This window comes from Bartonella sp. CL63NXGY, from assembly GCF_042194905.1.
GTDB lineage: Bacteria > Pseudomonadota > Alphaproteobacteria > Rhizobiales > Rhizobiaceae > Bartonella.
Genome location: NZ_JBHINK010000002.1, coordinates 243452 through 263292, shown reverse-complemented (window position 1 = coordinate 263292; position 19841 = coordinate 243452). Strand labels below are relative to the sequence as shown.

Below are 19841 nucleotides of genomic sequence, written 5' to 3'. Positions count from 1 at the left end.
AATACATCAAAAATATTCTAAACTTACGCGAAAGAGTTGTTCAACATCACGAACTCTATCAGCAAGAGCAAAAATCACTATTCTATCACCAGACAAAATACGCGTATCTGCCGAAAGCTGTATTATTGTCTTATTGCGATAAATTGCACCAATTCTCAAACCATCTGATAAATTGAGCTCTGATAATGACTTACCAACTAATGAAGATGTTTGCATCACTTCAGCTTCAATAATTTCTGCTCGGCCATTAAAAACTGAATGAACAGAACGAATACGCCCACGGCGCATTTGTTGCAAAATTCTCGATATTGTAACGCTATGGGGATTAAGATATGCATCCACACCAACAGCACGACTAAATTCTTGATAGGCAACATTATTAATCAATACCATATTGGCTTTGCAGCCCAATCTTTTAGCAATAATAGCGCTTAAGAGATTAACCTGATCTTGATTGGTCAATGTAATCATTAAATCGGACTGATCAATTCCCGCATCTTGAAGAATCACTGGATCTAACACGTTACCGTATAAGACTGTCGTTTTTTCAAGCTGATCAGCAATTGTAAGAGCTCTTTCTCTATGCGATTCTATAATCTTCAATTTTAATTTATGGAAACGCTTTTCAATCGCCTGTGCAACATAAAGGCCAATGTGACCACCCCCTGCAATAATCATGCGGTGTGCATCTTGTTCTTTATGACCAAAAAGCCCAACAGCACGACGCATCTGTTCACGAGAAACAACAAGATAGGTTATATCACCAACGCGTAATTGCGTTTCTGAATGTGCAACCAATAATTCCGCGCCACGTTTAATAGCGGTAACCGTCGTATGAAGATCTGGAAAAAGCTCTGTTAATTGACGCAAAGGTGTATTAATAACTGGACAATCTTCCATACATTCCAAGGCTAACGCAACAATATCATCATTACAAAAATAAAGAACATCTATTGCACCAGGTAAAGCAATACGGCGCAAAACCATTTCCCCAACTTCAACTTCTGGCGAAATAACCACATCAATGGGAATATTCTCTCTGGAAAAAAGCGTCTTATAACGTGGCTCTAAATAAGATTGTGAGCGAATACGAGCAATTTTTGTGGGCACATTAAATAATGAATGTGCTACTTGGCAAGCTACCATATTGACTTCATCAAACAAAGTAACAGCAATCAACATATCAGCTTTGTCTGCATCCGCTGCCAAAAGAACTTCAGGCCGTGAACCGTGACCAACAAAACCTCTCACATCCAATGTATCGCGAATCTTTTCAATTAATCTCGTTTCGATATCAATAACAGTAACATCATGATTTTCAGCAGCAAGACGCTCTGCTATCCCATAACCAACCTGTCCTGCTCCACAAATAATAACACGCATCGCTTAAGAAACTCCAAGCGCTTTAAGTTTACGGTGCAAAGCTGAACGCTCCATGCCTATAAATTCAGCAGTACGTGATATATTTCCACCCAAACGCCCAATCTGCGCCACTAAATATCTCTTTTCAAACAATTCTCGAGCTTCACGTAACGGCAAATCCATTATACTTTCATCTGAATCCATTTGAAGGCGTGGCAAAGAATCACTTACTTCACTGGGAAGAAAGTCCGCTGTTATAGGACCATCACCATCCCGCACAAGAATAAGAAGACGCTCAATATTATTACGTAATTGCCGCACATTACCCGGCCAAGCGTGCGTTTGCAAAATAGCAATCACATCATCACTGATTGCACGCGGTTTAATCCCAACCTGCTGTGATATTGTTTTTACAAAATGATGTACAAGTTCTGGAATATCTTCACGACGCGCTGAAAGGGGCGGAACAACAATAGGAACAACGGAAAGACGGTGAAAAAGATCCTCCCTAAAGCGCCCATCAGAAATGAGGTTTTCAAGATTTTGCGCTGTCGAAGAAATGATACGGACATCCACCTTAACACGTTTTGTGCCGCCAATTCTCTCAAATGTTTGCCCCGTTAAAACCCGAAGAATCTTCCCTTGAGTCTCACGTGGCATGTCAGCAATTTCATCAAGATATAATATACCGCCATGAGCTTCCTCTAAGGCACCGATTTTACGCTCTCTTCCCTCCATTTCGCTGCCAAACAGCTCTATTTCCATTCTTTCCGGAGTAATCGTTGCAGCATTTATTGTAACAAATGGCCCATTCGAACGCGTTGAGAGCGCATGAATAGTTCGTGCAACAGTCTCTTTTCCTGCCCCTGAAGGACCTGTTATCATGATGCGACTATTGGTTGGTGCTACTTTTTCTATGATTTGACGCAAATTTTTTATAACTGTCGATTTTCCGAGCAACTCTAATGTCTCGTTCGAACGCTTTCGTAATTCTAAAAGCTCACGTTTTAAATTTGAATTTTCAAGTGTTCTCTCTGCAACCAATACAAGTCTATCAGCTTTAAAAGGTTTTTCAATGAAATCATATGCCCCTCGCTTTATAGCGGAAACAGCCGTCTCAATATTACCATGACCAGAGATCATAACGACCGGAAGAGCCGGATATTGTGTTTTAATTTCATCAAGCAGTGCTAAACCATCGAGACGACTACCCTGTAGCCAAATATCCAAAAAAATGAGCTTTGGAATACGCTCACTAATTTGAGCCAATGCTTCATCAGAGTTACAAGCAACGCGCGTTTCATAACCTTCATCCTCTAAAATACCAGCAACAAGCTCACGAATATCTGCTTCATCATCAACAATCAAGATATCTGATACCATACTATTCCCCTATCTTATGATTTATGGCTTGTATAATATTACCCTGCTTACCCCCATCCGCAGGAAATATCAAACGGATCATCGCACCACGACCTTCATAAAAACTCTCCGGTGCATCATGAAGCTCCATGAAACCACCGTGATCTTCAATAACTTTGCGCACAATGGCTAACCCCAGTCCTGTTCCTTTTTCCCGCGTTGTTATATAGGGTTCTAATAACTTTTGTCTTTGCTCTTTAGGAAGTCCTTTCCCGTTATCAACAACATCCACAACCACCCATTCTTTCTGTCGATAAGAACGGACAAGAATATGACCGTGAATATTTTCCTCTCGCATAACTGAATCTATGGATTCGCTCGCGTTTTTGATAACATTGCAGAAAGCCTGTACAATGAGACGGTTATCAAATGCACCCATAAGTGGTAGAGTTCCTAAATCTTGCTCAAAATGAATATCATGTCGCGTCACCTCTATCAAGAAACATGCTTCGCGCAACAATTCTCGTATATCTAAAATATGCATTTTGGGTTTGGGCATACGTGCAAAAGAGGAAAACTCATCAACCATACGCCCAATATCTCCAACCTGCCGAATAATCGTGTCAATACACCGCTCAAAAACCTCTCTATCTTGTGTAATAGCTTTGTTATAACGTTTACGAATGCGTTCAGCGGATAACTGAATAGGTGTAAGAGGATTTTTAATTTCGTGCGCAATACGCCGCGCAATATCCGCCCACGCTGCTGTACGTTGCGCTGCAACAAGGTCAGTAATATCATCAATTGTTAGAACCCAAGATTGCCCCTGTCCATCATCCTCCTCCATCGTAACTTGAACATTACAGACACGCTCTTTTCCTGCAACGTTTAAAGTGACCTGTTCACGATGGTTTTTACGATCTAATGAACGCACAAACTGAAAAACCTGCCAAATTTCAGCGCTTAAAGATAAAAGACTTTGTCCAACAACGTGCTCAGAGCGAATATCAAACATCGCTTCAATAGACCGATTGATAATGGTGATATCACCATTATCATCTATACCTGCTACTCCCGCTGTTACACCCGATAACACAGCTTCAGAAAAACGCCGTCTTTCATCAATTTGATCACGCACTGCAATCAACTCATTACGCCGACTTTTCAATTCACTGACCATGTAATTAAAAGTTTTGGATAATTGCCCAATATCTCCATCTTTTGCTCGTACTGGCACGAAAATTTCCATATTTCCAGAAGCAACATCATCGGCAGCACTAATGAGAAGACGAATAGGACGCACTAAACGATCAGCAACAGCAATAGCAGCCCAAATAGCTGATAAGAATAAACTAAAAAAAAGACACAAATAAAGCATACCAAATGCAATCTGTGTCAGCAGGCGATTTTCATTTAAATCACGATAACGATCTGTATTAACTTCTGTCAAACGCAAAGCAGATAAAACACCTTTATCAACGTCACGCACCAAATATAAAAATGTGTTTGGAATGTTGGTAAATTTTAAAATAATACCAAAATAATCATGAACGCCTGGTTGAAAAGAAAAAGGTCTCGCACTGGTTGCACGTTCAATAAGATGAGAAGGAGGAATTGGCAGTTTATCTTCATCACCAAGAGCACTCGATACAAAAATAGCTCCGCTAGAACTTAACAAAAATGCACCACGCAAATTGCGTCCTATAGCATGACGCGTCAATTGCATCCTATATTCAGCTGGATTACGTTCTAAGAGTTTTTTGTTATCAAGTGCAAATGCCATCGCGTAGGATAAATTTTTTAAATTTTGAAGCATTTCATCTGCATAAGCATTTGCTAAATCAATAGAAGAGCCCACAATTTGCCGCGTTGTTGTATCAAACCATCGATCAAGTCCCAAATTTAGTGCTGGACCCGATACAAGAGCTACAGCAACAGCTGGCATTGTCGCAACAAGTGCAAACAATGAAATAAGACGCACATGAAGACGCGATCCTGCACGCCTTGAACGCCAAGCACGAATGATCGGAATCATCTCATAAAAAACGATGACAATAAGCCCTAAAACCCAAAAACTATTAATCCCTATAAGAATAAGGGTTACTGTTCTACTGGGAACAACAGGAGTTAATCCAATAAGAATAATAAACGAAACAGAGGCCGTAAGTAAAGCCAATACAATAATTGTAATCCCTAAAAAAATATATACCTTACTTAAACGATACAACTCATCGTTATAAGTATTTTTATCTATGTCTTGAAGATTCGTCACAGATGTTATATTCGTCATGAGCTTACATACCCTTATCCCATTATTCTCATATAACCTTTTGTAGCAAAAATTGACAATACTAATACTACATTTAAAATAGGGCAAATATAGTCAATGAGGAAAAGCTTCTATATTTTGCAAAATATCTTTAAAATAGACTGTGTTCGACGATACTTTACGAAGGAAATGAGATGCGATTAACAAAACAAACAAATTATGCTCTTCGAATGCTCATGTATTGTGCAGATAATCAGGGAACTCTCAGTCGTGTTCCAGAAATTGCTAAAGCATATGCCGTTTCAGAACTTTTTTTATTTAAAATCCTTCAGCTGCTTGTTCAAGCAGGTTTTATACAAACAGTGCGTGGACGCAATGGTGGAGTTAGATTGGCTAAACCCGCAGCAGAGATTTCAGTCGCTGATGTTGTGAAAGTAACAGAAGACAACTTTTCCCTAGCAGAATGTTTCGATACTGCAGAACCAACTTGCCCCTTGTTTGATTTTTGTGGTTTAAATACCGCACTTCAAAAAGCATTAAATGCTTTTTTTGAGGTGTTGTCCATGATATCCCTTGCTGATCTACAACAACCATCCTTTCAAAATCATTTTAAAATTAATGACAAAAAAGAAAACTAAGATTATAATACAAGGAGATTAAGTATTTCTATTGCAGCAATAATATTAGCCGCTGGACGGGGTGAAAGAGCAGGATCTCCCTATAAAATTCCAAAACAATATCGGCTTCTAGGACAAAAGCCGATTATTTATCATACCGTGCATTGTTTTTTGCAGCATCCAGCTATCACAACAATTATCCTTGTTATTCATCCAGAAGATCGTCAAATCTGTGAACAAGCTATTGGCGATTTTAAAGAGCGCCTTATTATCGTTGAAGGAGGCAATACACGTCAAATCTCTACCTTACATGGACTTCAGGCACTTAAAAAATTTTCCCCCCAATATGTGCATATTCATGATGGTGCACGCCCTTTTATTGAAAACAAGCTTTTTAATAACATTCACAACACTATCACGCCTCAAGAAGGTGTTCTTCCTGTTCTGCCCATCTCTGATACCCTTAAACGTATAAATAATCAGCATGTTTTAGAAACAATTCCCCGTACCCATCTTTATAGTGCACAAACTCCACAGTGTTTTCCCTTTGAACATATCTTAGCGGCCCATAAACAAGCAAAACAAGCTTGCAAACAAGAATTCACTGACGATTCTGCAATTGCCGAATGGTTTGGAATTCCTATGCGTACCGTTCCTGGGGATCCTAACAACATAAAAATTACATGGCATGAAGATTTTAATACTGCACATTTATATCTCCAAAAGAAAATGCAAATGTTTCCTGATATCCGTACCGGCAATGGTTATGATGTTCACTCTTTTGAGGATGGTGATTTTCTTATATTATGTGGTATAAAAATCCCTTTTCATAAAAAATTAAATGGACACTCCGATGCGGATGTTGCTCTTCATGCATTAACAGATGCCCTTCTTGCAACTCAAGGTGCTGGAGATATCGGTACACATTTTCCTCCCTCTGATCCTCAATGGAAAAATGTATCATCAGAAATTTTTCTCCGTCATGCTCTCGATATTATAAAACAAGCAGGTGGTCGTATCGCCAATGTTGATATCACAATTATCGCTGAAAATCCTAAAATTGGTCCCTATCGTCATGCTATGACAGAAAATCTTATGACAATACTTGCAATGACACCTGATCGAATCTCTATCAAAGCAACAACAAATGAAAAGCTTGGATTTATTGGTCGTGGTGAGGGAATTGCTGCTCTTGCAACAGCGAGCGTTCTTTATTCAGGAGAAATTCCCCAATGACATATCTTTGTGAAAAACAAGCACATGAAGTCCTTAATACCTTTCGCCAAAAAGGTTTACTGTTAACAACTGTAGAGTCTTGTACAGGGGGACTCATTGCTGCAAGCCTCACAAATATTGCAGGATCGTCAGATGTTCTCGATTGTGGATTTGTTGTTTATTCAAATGAATCCAAAACACGCCTTGTTGGCGTTTGTGCTGAACTTATAAGAACCTATGGTGCCGTTTCAAAAGAAGTTGCTCTTGCAATGGCTGAGGGTGGATTAAAACATTCACAAGCTGACATTGCAGTTTCTGTAACAGGGATTGCTGGTCCAGGAGGTGCAAGTCTTGATAAACCTGTAGGACTTGTGCATTGCGCAGTTGCTTACAAAAATCACCCCCCCCTGCACAAAGAAATGCACTTTGCTCATCTTAATCGCAATGCTATCCGCCATGCAACTGTTGAAAATGTTTTTAAAATGATTCTGGAATTACTTCACTGAATTCCCCATACTAATTTCAAAATTCTCTATTCCACATTGAGTCTATAATCGCCCACAACTTGAAAATGAAAGACCTGAATAGCGTAAAGTTATCTCACTTCAGCCCTGTGTAGGTTGAATTAATCAAATTTATTCACTTGCACGCCACAAGAGAAAAAAACTGTAGTAAATAAAATGATTAAAGAAAGGGACACTTGTACCTCTCTCTCAAGTGCTAAGAGCTGGCGCAACATCTTGAGAGATGGCAAATAAATGGTGCAGGCTGACTTGTTCATAAACGTACAGATGTGGAGTTTATATGCTTTTACGAAGGATCTATACTATTTATTATGAGCACTATTATGAAATGGGTATGACGCAAGCATGTTCTATTTGGGCGTTCTGTTTAACGGATATGTATCCATTAAAAAAGAGAGAAACAAAAGAGTGAAGCTGTACATCATCTTCATCATTTAAAATGATGTTCCTTCAATATGCTTTTGAAAGCTGAATTAAAAACAAATAGTAAAGATGGAAACCGGTTTTCACCTTCACGCTGTTATAAGCAATACGTATTGTTAAAAAATAACAGAATAGACTATGTTACCGTAGAGCCATAAATCTGATGCGCACGCTTCTCAAAAGCCTCGGTAAATTTACGAAACGCAATATCAAACATTGAGCCCATCACTAATCCAAGCGTTTTACTTTTAAATTCATAATCAATAAAAAACTCTACATTACATGCATTGGTATTTTCAATATCATGAAAGGCCCAACGATTTTCAAGATATTTGAATGGACCATCAATATATTTAACTTCTATAAGACTTTTTTCCGGCTGAAGAAATACTTGAGTCGTAAAAGTTTCACGAATAATCTTATAGCCAACGGTCATATCCGCAAGAAGCAATATTTTTTTTCCATATTCTTTTCGAGAACGTATTATTAAAGACTCACACATTGGTAAAAATTCAGGATAACGCTCAATATCTGAAACCAGATCAAACATTTCACTGGCACTATGGGTGATCTGCCGATGTATTGTAAAAATCGGCATAATTATCTCTGTAAGGAAAATTTTTCATCACGCGCTTTTTGCAAAATGGCAAAATCATCTCCAGCGTGATGAGATGAACGCGTCAGAGGATTGGAAGCCATATGTAAAAATCCTTTTACTTTACCAATCTTGGCAAAAGACTCAAATTCTTCAGGAGGCACAAAACGAACAACTGGATGATGTTTTCGTGTAGGCTGCAAATATTGTCCAATTGTCATAAAGTCAACATCAGCAGCGCGCAAATCATCCATCAATTGCAAAATCTCATTTCGCTCCTCCCCAAGGCCAACCATAATTCCCGATTTTGTAAAAATTGTTGGATCAAGTTCTTTAACGCGTTGTAATAAACGAATTGAATGAAAATAACGCGCCCCTGGACGGACCTTCAAATATTTAGAAGGAACTGTTTCTAAGTTATGATTAAAAACATCAGGCTTAGCAGCAACAACAACTTCTAAAGCGCCATCCTTATGACGAAAATCAGGTGTAAGAACTTCAATTGTTGTTTTAGGAGTTTTTTGACGAATCGCATAAATAACTTTTGCAAAATGCTCAGCACCACCATCAGCAAGATCATCACGATCAACAGATGTAATGACAACATGTTTTAATTCCATCCGTGCAACAGCATCGGCGACACGTTCTGGCTCATTATCATCAACGGCAAGTGGAATACCTGTTGCAACGTTACAAAAAGCACAAGCACGCGTACATATTTCACCTAAAATCATAAAGCTAGCATGCCTCTGGCTCCAACATTCGCCAATATTAGGGCAACCAGCTTCTTCGCATACAGTCACTAACTTATGCGTACGTACAATACCATGTGTTTCCTTATAAATTGGTGATGTTGGCGCTTTTACACGAATCCAATCTGGCTTTTTTTGAACGCTTGTATCAGGACGATGTGCCTTTTCAGGATGACGCAAACGTCTATTTGTAACTCTATCAACAACCGTAACCATTTAAGCCTTTGCCTTATAAATACGAAGTAACAATCAAAAATATAAAATTTTTCATACAATCCAGTCATCAAGCGTTTAAAACTTGACCATAAGCATCTAATACACTTTCTTTCATCATTTCCGATAAGGTCGGATGTGGAAAGACAGTATGCATTAATTCTTCTTCTGTTGTTTCAAGATTCATAGCAATAACAAAACCCTGTATCAATTCTGTTACCTCAGCCCCTACCATATGGGCCCCGAGAAGCTGTCCTGTTTTTTTATCAAAAATCGTTTTTACTAACCCCTGATCTTCACCCAAAGCAATCGCCTTACCATTCGCAGCAAAAGAATAACGACCAATACGTATATCATAACCTGCTTCTTTTGCAGCCGCTTCTGAAAGCCCTACAGAGGCAACCTGTGGTGTACAATATGTACACCCTGGAATTTTTCTTTTATCAAGCGGATGAGCACTCTTCAAACCTGCAAGATGCTCAATACATATCACTCCTTCTTCTTCTGCTTTATGGGCCAACATAGGAGGACCTGCTACATCACCAATAGCATAAATGCCTTCCACCCCCGTCCAACTCCATTCATCAGTTACAATGCACCCGCGATCGGTTTTTATTCTCAAAGATTCTAAACCAAGATTCTCAATATTACCTTGCACCCCTACAGCGGAAATTAACCGGTCAACAGTTATTGTCTCTATTTTACCTTGAACATCAATATGTACAGTCACAGAATCGGAAGACTTTTCAACCTTTGTTACTTTTGCTTGACGAAGAATGCGTAAACCTCTTTTCTCTAACTGTTTACGAGCAAACGTTGAAATTTCAATATCTTCAGCAGGCATGATATGGGGCATCATTTCAACAACAGTTACTGTCGCCCCCATATCACGATAAAAAGAGGCAAATTCAATGCCAATAGCCCCAGACCCTATAACCAAAAGCGATTTTGGCATTGCTGGCGGTATCATAGCTTCAAAATAAGTCCAAATGAGTTTTCCATCTGGCTCAATACCAGGAAGAACACGAGGACGTGCGCCCGTTGCAATAATGATATGCTTTGCTTGATAAGTTCCCTCCCCTAACGCCCCTTTAGGGACTGGATTTTGCGGTTGCATAATCGGTTTGGAGGATGAAGAAACCACAATTTCCGCAGGATGGCTTCCCTTTGCTTCTTTAGTAAGCTTTGCTTCACCCCAAATAATATCAATTTTGTTTTTTTTCATTAGAAAATCAACACCAGCATTTAAACGTGCTGAAACACCGCGTGAACGTGCCACAACATCTTTGATGTTTGCCTCAATTGAACCATTAATTTTTAGTCCATAATTTTTCGCATGTTCAGCAAAATGTTTCATTTCCGCTGAACGTAGAAGGGCCTTTGTGGGAATACATCCCCAATTTAAACAGATCCCTCCCAAATGTTCACGTTCAACAATCGCAGTCTTAAAGCCACATTGTGCTGCACGAATTGCGGTTACATATCCGCCTGGACCTGATCCAATCACAATTACATCATAAAGATTTGCCACAGTAATTCCTCCATGGATATATATAAAACGGATATGCACTTTTTGAACTTAAGTCTGCAAAATAACATGACAGAATTATCTTATGTCTTTTGCTTACGTAAATGCTTTACCCAAACCAGAAATAGCAATAACATTGCTCTTCAAACTCGTTAAATTTGCTTTTATTCTCTTAATACACTCTCTCACAATTTACGTGAAAAACTGTTAAACAGTTCAAACCAACATTGCTAATGGATTTTCAATCATCTTTTTAAAAGTCCGCGCGATCTCTGCTGCTAAAGCACCATCGACAGCACGATGATCAGCAGAAATCGTAACTGACATAACTGTCGCAACGACTAATGCATCATTTTTAACAACGGCGCGCTGCTCCCCTGCTCCAATCGCAAAAATCGTCGCATGCGGTGGATTAAGAATAGCAGAAAAACTTTTTATACCATACATCCCCATATTTGATACAGCTGTTGTTCCACCCTGATATTCTTCCATTTTTAACTTGCCCTCGCGCGCACGCTTTGCAAAATCCTTCATCTCTTTGGAAATAAGTGATAACGGCTTTTCCTCTGCATGGCGAATAATCGGTGTAATTAATCCATTGGGAATGGAAACAGCAACCCCAACATCACAATGTTTATGATGAATCATCCCACCTTCAAGCCAAGAGACATTCGCATCAGGAACCGCTTTCAAAGAAAGTGCGACAGCTTTGATCACCATATCATTAACAGAAAGCTTATAAGTAGGCTGAGTTTCTTCTTGCCTTTTAACCATTGGTGCAGCAGCATTCAGTTGTGTACGCAGTGCTAATAGCGCATCAAGTTCACAATCTACCGTTACATAGAAATGTGGGACTTTCTGTTTTGATTCCACCAAACGTGTCGCGATTGTTTTACGCATATTATTATGGGGAACGAAGCTATATTCATCCTCTTTGAAGAGTTTCAATATCTGTTTGTCTGAAGCACCTGTAGCTGTTAGCTCCCCTATCTGTGATGAATAAGACACTTTAGAAATATCGCTGCTCACAGCTTTTTCCACATCGCGCTTAATAATACGCCCATGCGGACCACTTCCAGAAATAAGGGATAAATCAAGACCTGCCTGAGATGCTAATCGCCGCGCTAAGGGAGAGGCAAAAAGACGAGCTTCTTTTTTATCTTGCTGTATTAATTGCCCAGTTGATGATTCATGAGACATTTTTATTCCCTTTGAGTCCGTCTGTTTCAGAGAATCTGTCTGTTTGATGCCCTCTGTTTCTTGTCTTGTAGAAGAAGAGATTTCTTCTGTAACTTTTGCAGCTTCAGCTAAATCTTCACCTTCTTCTGCTAAAACAACAATTAAAGCATTTACTTTAACGCCTTGTGTTCCAGCAGGAACAACAATTTTAGCAACCCTACCTTCATCAACGGCTTCGACTTCCATTGTCGCTTTATCCGTCTCAATTTCAGCAATAACATCACCAGAGGAAACCTTATCTCCCTCCTTAATATTCCATTTTGTTAAATTTCCCTCTTCCATCGTAGGGGAAAGCGCTGGCATTGTAATTTTAATGGGCATTATGCTTTCCTCCGTTATGCTCTGTATGTCACAGCCTGAACTGCCTCAATAATTTCAGCAGTATTAGGCAAAGCCAACTTCTCAAGATTAGCGGCATAAGGCATCGGAACATCTTTGCCAGAAATCGTAGCAATTGGCGCATCAAGATAGTCAAAAGCCTGCTGCATAACACGCGTTGCTATTTCAGTTCCCACGGATGACTGAGGAAATCCCTCTTCAATTGTTACCAAACGACCTGTTTTTTTAACTGACGAAAGAATTGTAGGAAGATCCATAGGGCGAATGGTTCGTAAATCAATCAATTCAACATCAATACCAAGTTTTTCAATTTCTGGTAACGCTTGAACAGCATAATGCATCCCAATTCCACATGCAACAATCGTCACATCTTGTCCAGACTTATGAATACGCGCCTTACCAATAGGCAAAAGAAAATCATCCAGTTGAGGAACATCAAATTGATGCCCATACAAAATCTCATTTTCAAGGAAAATAACAGGATTATCATCACGAATAGCAGCTTTCAGCAAACCTTTTGCATCTGCAGCACTATAAGGCATGACAACTTTCAGACCTGGTACATGACTATACCATGCAGCATAGCATTGAGAATGTTGAGCACCAACACGGGCAGCCGCACCATTGGGACCTCGGAAAACCATAGGAGCGGTCATTTGTCCACCAGACATATAACGTGTTTTGGCTGCTGAGTTAATAATTTGGTCCATCGCCTGCATCGCAAAATTAAAGGTCATAAACTCGACAATAGGACGTAACCCACCAAAAGCAGCCCCAACAGCCAGCCCAGCAAAGCCGTGCTCTGTAATTGGGGTATCAATAACTCGGCGTTCCCCGAACTCTTCCAACAAACCCTGACTAACCTTATAGGCACCTTGATATTGCGCGACTTCTTCCCCCATAAGAAAAACTGTTTCATCACGCCGCATTTCTTCAGCCAAAGCCTGATTAAGCGCTTCACGAACTGTCATTGTAACCATTTGTGTTCCCGCTGGAATATCAAAATTAAGAGATGTATCAAAAGTAGGAGCAGCCTGCGGAACTGACAAAGGTAGAGAAAGAGCAGATTCCTTAGTTTTTTGTGCTGTATCCGTAGGCTGCGAAATATCCTCAGCACGCTCACCTTCTTCTAACAAAATTGCAATAACAGTGTTAACCCTTACGCCTTCTGAACCTTCAGGCACAAAAATTTTACCAAGAGTACCTTCATCAACGGCCTCTACTTCCATTGTAGCCTTATCCGTTTCAATTTCAGCAATAACATCGCCAGAGCTAACCTTATCACCTTCTTTCTTGAGCCATTTAGACAGTTTACCTTCTTCCATAGTTGGTGAAAGCGCCGGCATCAAAATATCAATAGACATACTTGCTTCCCTCGCATCAAACTAAAATATCAGTATAGAGCTCAGAAGCATCTGGCTCTTGATCACTTTGTGCAAAATCTACCGCATCAGCAACAATTGCACGGACCTCTTTCTCAATAGATTTTAAATCGTCTTCGCTCGCCCAATTTTTTTTAAGAATCCGACTTTTTACTTGATCAATCGGATCGTGCTCCTCTTTTATTTTTTGGACTTCTTCCTTTGAACGATATTTTGCTGGGTCAGACATGGAATGACCACGATAGCGATAGGTCTGCATATCAAGAATGATCGGCCCTTTACCTGAGCGTGCCCAAGAAATTGCTTCATCAGCAGCTCCTTTTACTGATCGAACATCCATACCGTCAACAACAATACCTGGAATTTCAAAAGAAAGACCACGTCGGGAAAAATCAGTTTCTGCAGATGCACGTGAAACTGACGTTCCCATAGCATACTGATTGTTTTCAATAATATAAACAACGGGAAGCTTCCAAAGTGAAGCCATATTAAAACTCTCGTAAACCTGCCCCTGATTTGCAGCACCATCACCAAAATAAACCAATGTCACATTATCTTTACCAAGGTACTGATTCGAAAATGCCAAACCTGAACCAATGGGAACCTGCGCACCAACAATACCATGTCCTCCATAAAAGTTCTTTTCTTTAGAGAACATATGCATCGAGCCACCTTTCCCTTTGGAAAAGCCACCTTGGCGCCCCGTTAATTCTGCCATGACACCACGCGGACTCATCCCAACCGCTAACATATGACCATGATCACGGTAAGACGTAATAACCTGATCACCTTCTTTTGCCGCTTTCAATGTTCCTATAACAACGGCTTCCTGACCAATATAAAGGTGACAAAATCCCCCAATAAGCCCCATACCATAAAGTTGTCCTGCTTTTTCTTCAAAACGGCGAATTAAAAGCATTTCACGATAAGCATCAATTTCTTCTTCTTTTGTAAAATCTGCTATTGGTGCTTTCTTTGTGGTGCTTGATAATGCAGTGCGCGCCGCCGACGCAGAATTTTTTTTAAGTCGTTCTGCCATATTAAACTCCCTTTTATGATTATTTAGGAATAACCTTTACGAACAAAAGTTACAAGCCTTATCAATCGGCTTAAACAATATCATTGCTGATTGTTGTTTAAATTAAGCAATTTTTCATTTACCTTTGGTATCATTTCAAGGTATTAAGATTGTCAATTCATTTGGCTTAGAAAAGTTCAAATTCTTTCGGACATACTCATCCAACATATCTTTTTCTATATGCCCATTGCGTAAAAGAGAAATACGCTTTTCCATGAATATCCGCTCAGCTTCTATTTTATGAAGCTCCTTTTCTAATTCGCTAATATGCTGATTAACTTCACTGCGTGAATACAATCCATACTCACCATGATAAATGTGATAACTGAAATAGCTTAAGACTCCCACCGTCATAAGAGGTAGTACAAAGCGTACTTTGATTGATCGACGTTTCTGCTTTGTCCACATAAAATAGCACAGTCTTTACAGCACAAATTTCTTGATATTTTGCCCAACTATGCATGATTTTGATTAATACCTCATTACCAAATCTACACCAAAATAATTTGTTATTTCAATTTATCCCCCCCTTAATACAATCAAAGTAAGCTGAATGCCCCACTTTTTATATTATAAATATTGGATATCCTCTAAGTCGTGATTTTACACCCATCTTTGTCCTTAAAACTTCCTGTTAAAATGACTATAAAATCAATCAATACCCAAGGTGTAATTATCAAAAAAATTCCTATAAGCCCTACCGGCATAAATATTACACTTATATACTTATTACACTTATTATATTTATAAGAAGCATTGCAATGCCCGTTCCAACTTTACCAACCATAAAACGATGAAGTCCTAGTCCACCTAGAAAAAAACAAACGACCGCTAACGTCACTTTTGATTGCTGTGACTGACCTTCAGTTGAGATAGGGAAAATAGATTTAATGGTATCCCCTTCACACACAAAATCAACGACGTCACCAACTTTCGGCGGCGTTTTTCCTGACCAATCCCAATTCGCAAACTGATAGCGCTTACCATCAGCCCCTGAAATGAAATAATCTCCTTGATCATGACCAATAATCTTACCTTTCATCTTCACCACCTATAAAATTGTTATTCATAAAGAAGCTTTTCTTCTAATATGATAATATGTTGAATAAACCTCACAGCATGAATACAGTCTGTATTCACCGTGATATATGACAATTTAAAAAGCTAAAAATTCCCCAACAACTTAAAATTCCCGCAATTACAAGTGGTAATACAAAGCACGCTGTTCGATTTGCACCTTTGCTTTTTTTCATATGAAATAGTACAGTCTTTTTCAATAGTTTTATTTAAATATTCATAATTTTCTTTAATATTTCACATTTAAAGACATATATTAAAATAATTTACATTATTAAATTAATATATTGACAACATTAAAAGTAAAGAAAGTGCCTCACTCTTTACATTTTATATTATTCTAAAATTTCTACCAATTTATAATTTTATCCCCGTTTTCATCCCTAAAATATCCGGATAAAATAACTATAAAATCAATGAATGACCAAGGACCAGTTACTAAAAGTATCCCTACCCCAAAAGTAAATGGTATACTTAGTAGGCTTATAAGAAGCATTACAATACCCGTTCCAACTTTACCTGCCATAAAGCGATGAATTCCCAACCATCCAAAAAACCAACAAACAAGTGCTATCGCCAATCTTGATTTTTCTGACTGAGTTTTACTCACGAGAGGGAGAACAGATTTAACAACATTATCTTCATATACAAAATCAACGGTATCACCCACTTTTGGTGTTTTTTTTCCTAACCAATCCCAACTCGTAAATTGATAACGCTTACCGTCAGCCCCTGAAACAAAATAATCTCCTTGATCCTGACCAATAATCTTACCTTTCATTCTTGCCCACCTATAAAGCTGCTCCTCATGTGTTATTCATAAAGAGATTATTTCTAATTCGATAATATGCGGATTAACCTCACGGTGTAAATACAATTCGTACTCACCATGATAAACATGAAATTAAAATAGTTCGTAACTCCCCAATAATCTAATATTTCCCCCTGCTATAAGCAGTAACAAAAAACATGCTTTAGTTGATTTATATCTTTGCTTTACCCATATAAAATAGCATTGTCTTTTTCAATACGTTTACTTAGCTGTACATGTTTTTTAATATCTCATATTAAATAAATGTAGTACAATAATTTCGCATGATGCAACTTAATATATTTATAAAAATAAAAAGCGAGCTAAATCACCTTTTTTTATTATAAGATTTTCACAAATCTGTAATCTGATTTCCATCTTTATCCGTAAATCTTCCACCAAGAATGACTATAAAATCAACAATTGCCCAAATGCCGGTAATTATCAATCCAAACAATGATAAAGATAGAACTAGCATTAAAGCACCAGTCCTAACTTTACCAACCATAAAGCGATGGACACCAAAGATACCTGCAACCCAACAAAGCAGTGCGAACATTATCTTTGTGTTCTCTGTACCTGATCTCAACAATGGAAAAACAGAACTGACAACCCCCCCTTCACAGACAAAATCAACAGCATTACCAATCCTTGGTGGATTCTTTCCCAACCAATCCCAAGTCGCAAACTGATAACGTTTACCATCATCACCAGCAACGAGATAAGTTCCTTGATCTTGACTAATAATTATACCTCTCATCTTAATCCCTATAAATTTAAACACTTAAAAATTATTGCGTATATGCCTTTGATAAGAAATCTCAATTTCATAATCTAAATGATCTTATACTTTCATATTTTGTGCTCAGAACTATACACTAAATCACCAGCATAACGCGCTTGGGCTCCTAGCATTTCTTCAATACGAATAAGTTGATTGTATTTGGCTAATCTATCCGAACGTGCAAGAGAACCTGTTTTAATTTGTCCACAATTCGTTGCAACCGCAAGATCTGCAATGAAAGAATCCTCTGTTTCGCCTGAACGATGAGATATAATGGCACGATAACCTGCTTTATGTGCTACTTCTACAGCATCAAGTGTTTCACTCAATGTACCAATTTGATTAACTTTTATGAGAATAGAATTGCCTACCCCCATTTTGATACCATCACGCAAACGTGCTGAATTCGTTACAAACAAATCATCGCCAACAAGCTGACATTTTTCTCCAATTGTGTCAGTGAGTAACTTCCAACCTTCCCAATCATCCTCTGCCATTCCATCTTCAATTGTAATAATAGGATAATTTTTCACAAGATGTGCTAAATAATCTACCTGCTCTTGGATGTCTCGGCATTTCCCCTCACCTTTATAAAAATACGAACCATTTTTATAAAATTCGGTTGAAGCACAGTCTAAACCAATGGCAATTTGTTCACCTGGTTTATAGCCACATATCATGATAGATTCCATAATAAAATCAATTGCTTGATCAGCACTTTTAAATTGAGGTGCAAAACCACCTTCATCACCAACATTGGTATTATAACCCGCATCTTTTAAACGCTTTTTCAATGCATGGAAAATCTCAGCGCCATAACGGATAGCTTCTCTTACAGTAGGAGCTCCTATAGGGATAATCATAAACTCTTGAAAATCAATCAAATTATCAGCATGAACGCCACCATTAATAATATTCATCATGGGGGTTGGAAGAATATGCGCTTGTGTACCACCAATATAACGATACAAAGGTAAATTTAATGAATCCGCAGCTGCTTTTGCAACAGCTAATGAAACACCAAGAAGTGCATTGGCACCAAGACGGGCTTTGTTTGGCGTTCCATCCAAAGCAATCATTGCTTGATCAATAGCAATTTGATTTGTTGCATCCCGCCCACCAAGTTCTTCAAGAATTTCGCCATTAACTGCAGCAACCGCTTTTTCAACACCTTTCCCTTGATAGCGCAAACCACCATCACGAAGCTCTATAGCCTCGTGTGCTCCTGTTGAAGCTCCCGAAGGAACCAGAGCGCGACCAAAAGCTCCATTCTCCAAATGAACATCAACTTCTACCGTTGGATTACCACGGCTATCAAGAACTTCACGCCCAATGATATCGACAATTATAGTCATATGTGTTTCCTTATCCAATAAAAGTCTCGATTCATTTATAATGCCCTATTAATGAAATATTTTTTCTCTTCTCAACTCAACTTTTTTGACAGATAATCAAATTCCATTAAAGTCTCAAGCAATCTTTGTAAATCATCAACTTTAACCATATTGGGTCCATCAGAAGGTGCATTATCTGGATCTTGATGTGTTTCTAAAAAAATACCAGCTACCCCAACAGAGACAGCTGCACGCGCTAAAATTTCAACAAATTGACGCTGCCCACCAGATGAAGCCCCCTGCCCCCCAGGTTCTTGAACAGAATGCGTTGCATCAAAAATAACAGGAGCACCAAATGAACGTAAAATAGGCAACGAACGCATATCAGAAATAAGTCGGTTGTAACCAAATGACGTGCCTCGCTCACAAAGCATAACATTCGGATTACCACTGTAAACAACCTTTTTTAAAACATTCTCCATGTCCCACGGCGCTAAAAACTGACCTTTTTTAATGTTAATAACACATTCTGTTTTGGCTGCTGCTACCAAAAGATCTGTTTGACGACATAAAAAAGCCGGTATTTGTAAAATATCAACTGTAGAAGAAACAATTGTACATTGCTCTTCTGTATGCACATCAGTTAATATGGGACAATTAAACTCTTTTTTTAAATCAGAAAAAATGGACATTGCTTTTTCAAGACCAATACCACGTGCCGCCCCCAAAGAGGTTCTGTTGGCTTTATCGTAACTTGATTTATAAACAAACCCGATACCAAGCTGATCGGTAATTGTTTTAATACGACCAGCCATTTCAAAAGCATGATCACGACTTTCCATCTGACACGGCCCTGCAATTAATGAAAGAGGCATTTCATTTGAAAAAATCATATTTCCAACTTTCACACGGGCATTTGGTTTAGTCATTTTATCCC

Annotated in this window: 17 protein-coding genes and 1 pseudogene; 3 read left to right on the top strand and 15 right to left on the bottom strand. The window is 38.7% G+C overall.

The genetic code is table 11. The annotated features are described in order from the left end of the window. Positions 1–6: 6 nt before the first annotated feature. The 3 genes from trkA to ACFIK0_RS02205 are packed head-to-tail and all read right to left on the bottom strand — an operon-like array spanning position 7 to position 5014. Positions 7–1383: a Trk system potassium transporter TrkA gene (gene trkA / locus ACFIK0_RS02215; RefSeq protein ID WP_273791154.1), complete on the bottom strand. Its 1377-nt coding sequence runs from the start codon at positions 1381–1383 to the stop codon at positions 7–9. Positions 1384–1386: 3 nt separating this feature from the next. After that, positions 1387–2745, bottom strand: coding sequence for a sigma-54 dependent transcriptional regulator (locus ACFIK0_RS02210; RefSeq protein ID WP_273791153.1), 1359 nt, complete (start codon positions 2743–2745; stop codon positions 1387–1389). 1 nt (position 2746) lies between these two features. Further along, positions 2747–5014, bottom strand: a complete 2268-nt coding sequence (locus tag ACFIK0_RS02205; RefSeq protein WP_273791152.1) for a PAS domain-containing sensor histidine kinase — start codon at positions 5012–5014, stop codon at positions 2747–2749. Positions 5015–5187: 173 nt separating this feature from the next. On the opposite strand from ACFIK0_RS02205, the gene rirA reads away from it, so the two are divergent. The 3 genes from rirA to ACFIK0_RS02190 are packed head-to-tail and all read left to right on the top strand — an operon-like array spanning position 5188 to position 7331. Further along, positions 5188–5631, top strand: coding sequence for an iron-responsive transcriptional regulator RirA (rirA, locus tag ACFIK0_RS02200; RefSeq protein ID WP_273791151.1), 444 nt, complete (start codon positions 5188–5190; stop codon positions 5629–5631). 24 nt (positions 5632–5655) lie between these two features. Further along, a complete protein-coding gene (locus ACFIK0_RS02195) occupies positions 5656–6846 on the top strand; it encodes a bifunctional 2-C-methyl-D-erythritol 4-phosphate cytidylyltransferase/2-C-methyl-D-erythritol 2,4-cyclodiphosphate synthase (protein WP_375663412.1) in 1191 nt (396 codons plus the stop codon). Further along, positions 6843–7331 (top strand): CinA family protein, encoded by a 489-nt coding sequence (locus ACFIK0_RS02190; RefSeq protein ID WP_375631353.1) that lies wholly within the window; start codon positions 6843–6845, stop codon positions 7329–7331. The genes ACFIK0_RS02195 and ACFIK0_RS02190 overlap by 4 nt, the downstream gene beginning before the upstream one ends. A 577-nt stretch (positions 7332–7908) precedes the next feature. On the opposite strand, the gene ACFIK0_RS02185 is transcribed toward ACFIK0_RS02190, so the two are convergent. The 12 genes and pseudogenes from ACFIK0_RS02185 to kdsA all read right to left on the bottom strand — a co-directional run bounded on the left by ACFIK0_RS02185 (position 7909) and on the right by kdsA (position 19833). Beyond that, positions 7909–8370 (bottom strand): type II toxin-antitoxin system RatA family toxin, encoded by a 462-nt coding sequence (locus ACFIK0_RS02185; RefSeq protein WP_273791149.1) that lies wholly within the window; start codon positions 8368–8370, stop codon positions 7909–7911. A 2-nt stretch (positions 8371–8372) separates the two neighbouring features. Beyond that, complete coding sequence (lipA, locus tag ACFIK0_RS02180) at positions 8373–9335, bottom strand: lipoyl synthase (RefSeq protein ID WP_273791148.1); 963 nt, start codon at positions 9333–9335, stop codon at positions 8373–8375. A 67-nt stretch (positions 9336–9402) separates the two neighbouring features. Continuing rightward, complete coding sequence (lpdA, locus tag ACFIK0_RS02175; RefSeq protein ID WP_375663406.1) at positions 9403–10863, bottom strand: dihydrolipoyl dehydrogenase; 1461 nt, start codon at positions 10861–10863, stop codon at positions 9403–9405. Between the two features lie 213 nt (positions 10864–11076). Next, positions 11077–12420 carry a pyruvate dehydrogenase complex dihydrolipoamide acetyltransferase gene (locus ACFIK0_RS02170; RefSeq protein ID WP_375663405.1) on the bottom strand — a complete coding sequence of 448 codons (1344 nt, stop codon included), beginning with the start codon at positions 12418–12420 and terminating at the stop codon, positions 11077–11079. A 14-nt stretch (positions 12421–12434) separates the two neighbouring features. Further along, positions 12435–13802, bottom strand: coding sequence for a pyruvate dehydrogenase complex E1 component subunit beta (locus ACFIK0_RS02165; RefSeq protein ID WP_375660884.1), 1368 nt, complete (start codon positions 13800–13802; stop codon positions 12435–12437). A gap of 16 nt (positions 13803–13818) precedes the next feature. Continuing rightward, positions 13819–14859, bottom strand: a complete 1041-nt coding sequence (gene pdhA, locus ACFIK0_RS02160; protein WP_273791144.1) for a pyruvate dehydrogenase (acetyl-transferring) E1 component subunit alpha — start codon at positions 14857–14859, stop codon at positions 13819–13821. A 135-nt stretch (positions 14860–14994) separates the two neighbouring features. After that, positions 14995–15306, bottom strand: a complete 312-nt coding sequence (locus ACFIK0_RS02155; protein WP_012754998.1) for a septum formation initiator family protein — start codon at positions 15304–15306, stop codon at positions 14995–14997. Positions 15307–15488: 182 nt separating this feature from the next. Continuing rightward, a pseudogene (locus tag ACFIK0_RS02150) lies at positions 15489–15940 on the bottom strand (TM2 domain-containing protein). Positions 15941–16324: 384 nt separating this feature from the next. After that, a complete protein-coding gene (locus tag ACFIK0_RS02145; RefSeq protein WP_375643078.1) occupies positions 16325–16756 on the bottom strand; it encodes a TM2 domain-containing protein in 432 nt (143 codons plus the stop codon). Between the two features lie 382 nt (positions 16757–17138). Continuing rightward, the gene (locus tag ACFIK0_RS02140; RefSeq protein WP_375631359.1) at positions 17139–17546 is read right to left on the bottom strand and encodes a TM2 domain-containing protein; all 408 of its coding nucleotides are present in this window, start codon (positions 17544–17546) and stop codon (positions 17139–17141) included. A gap of 92 nt (positions 17547–17638) precedes the next feature. Beyond that, positions 17639–18925, bottom strand: a complete 1287-nt coding sequence (eno, locus tag ACFIK0_RS02135) for a phosphopyruvate hydratase (RefSeq protein ID WP_375631360.1) — start codon at positions 18923–18925, stop codon at positions 17639–17641. 71 nt (positions 18926–18996) lie between these two features. Then, entirely contained in the window at positions 18997–19833 is an 837-nt protein-coding gene (gene kdsA / locus ACFIK0_RS02130; RefSeq protein WP_273791141.1) for a 3-deoxy-8-phosphooctulonate synthase, read from the bottom strand. Positions 19834–19841 lie beyond the last annotated feature (8 nt).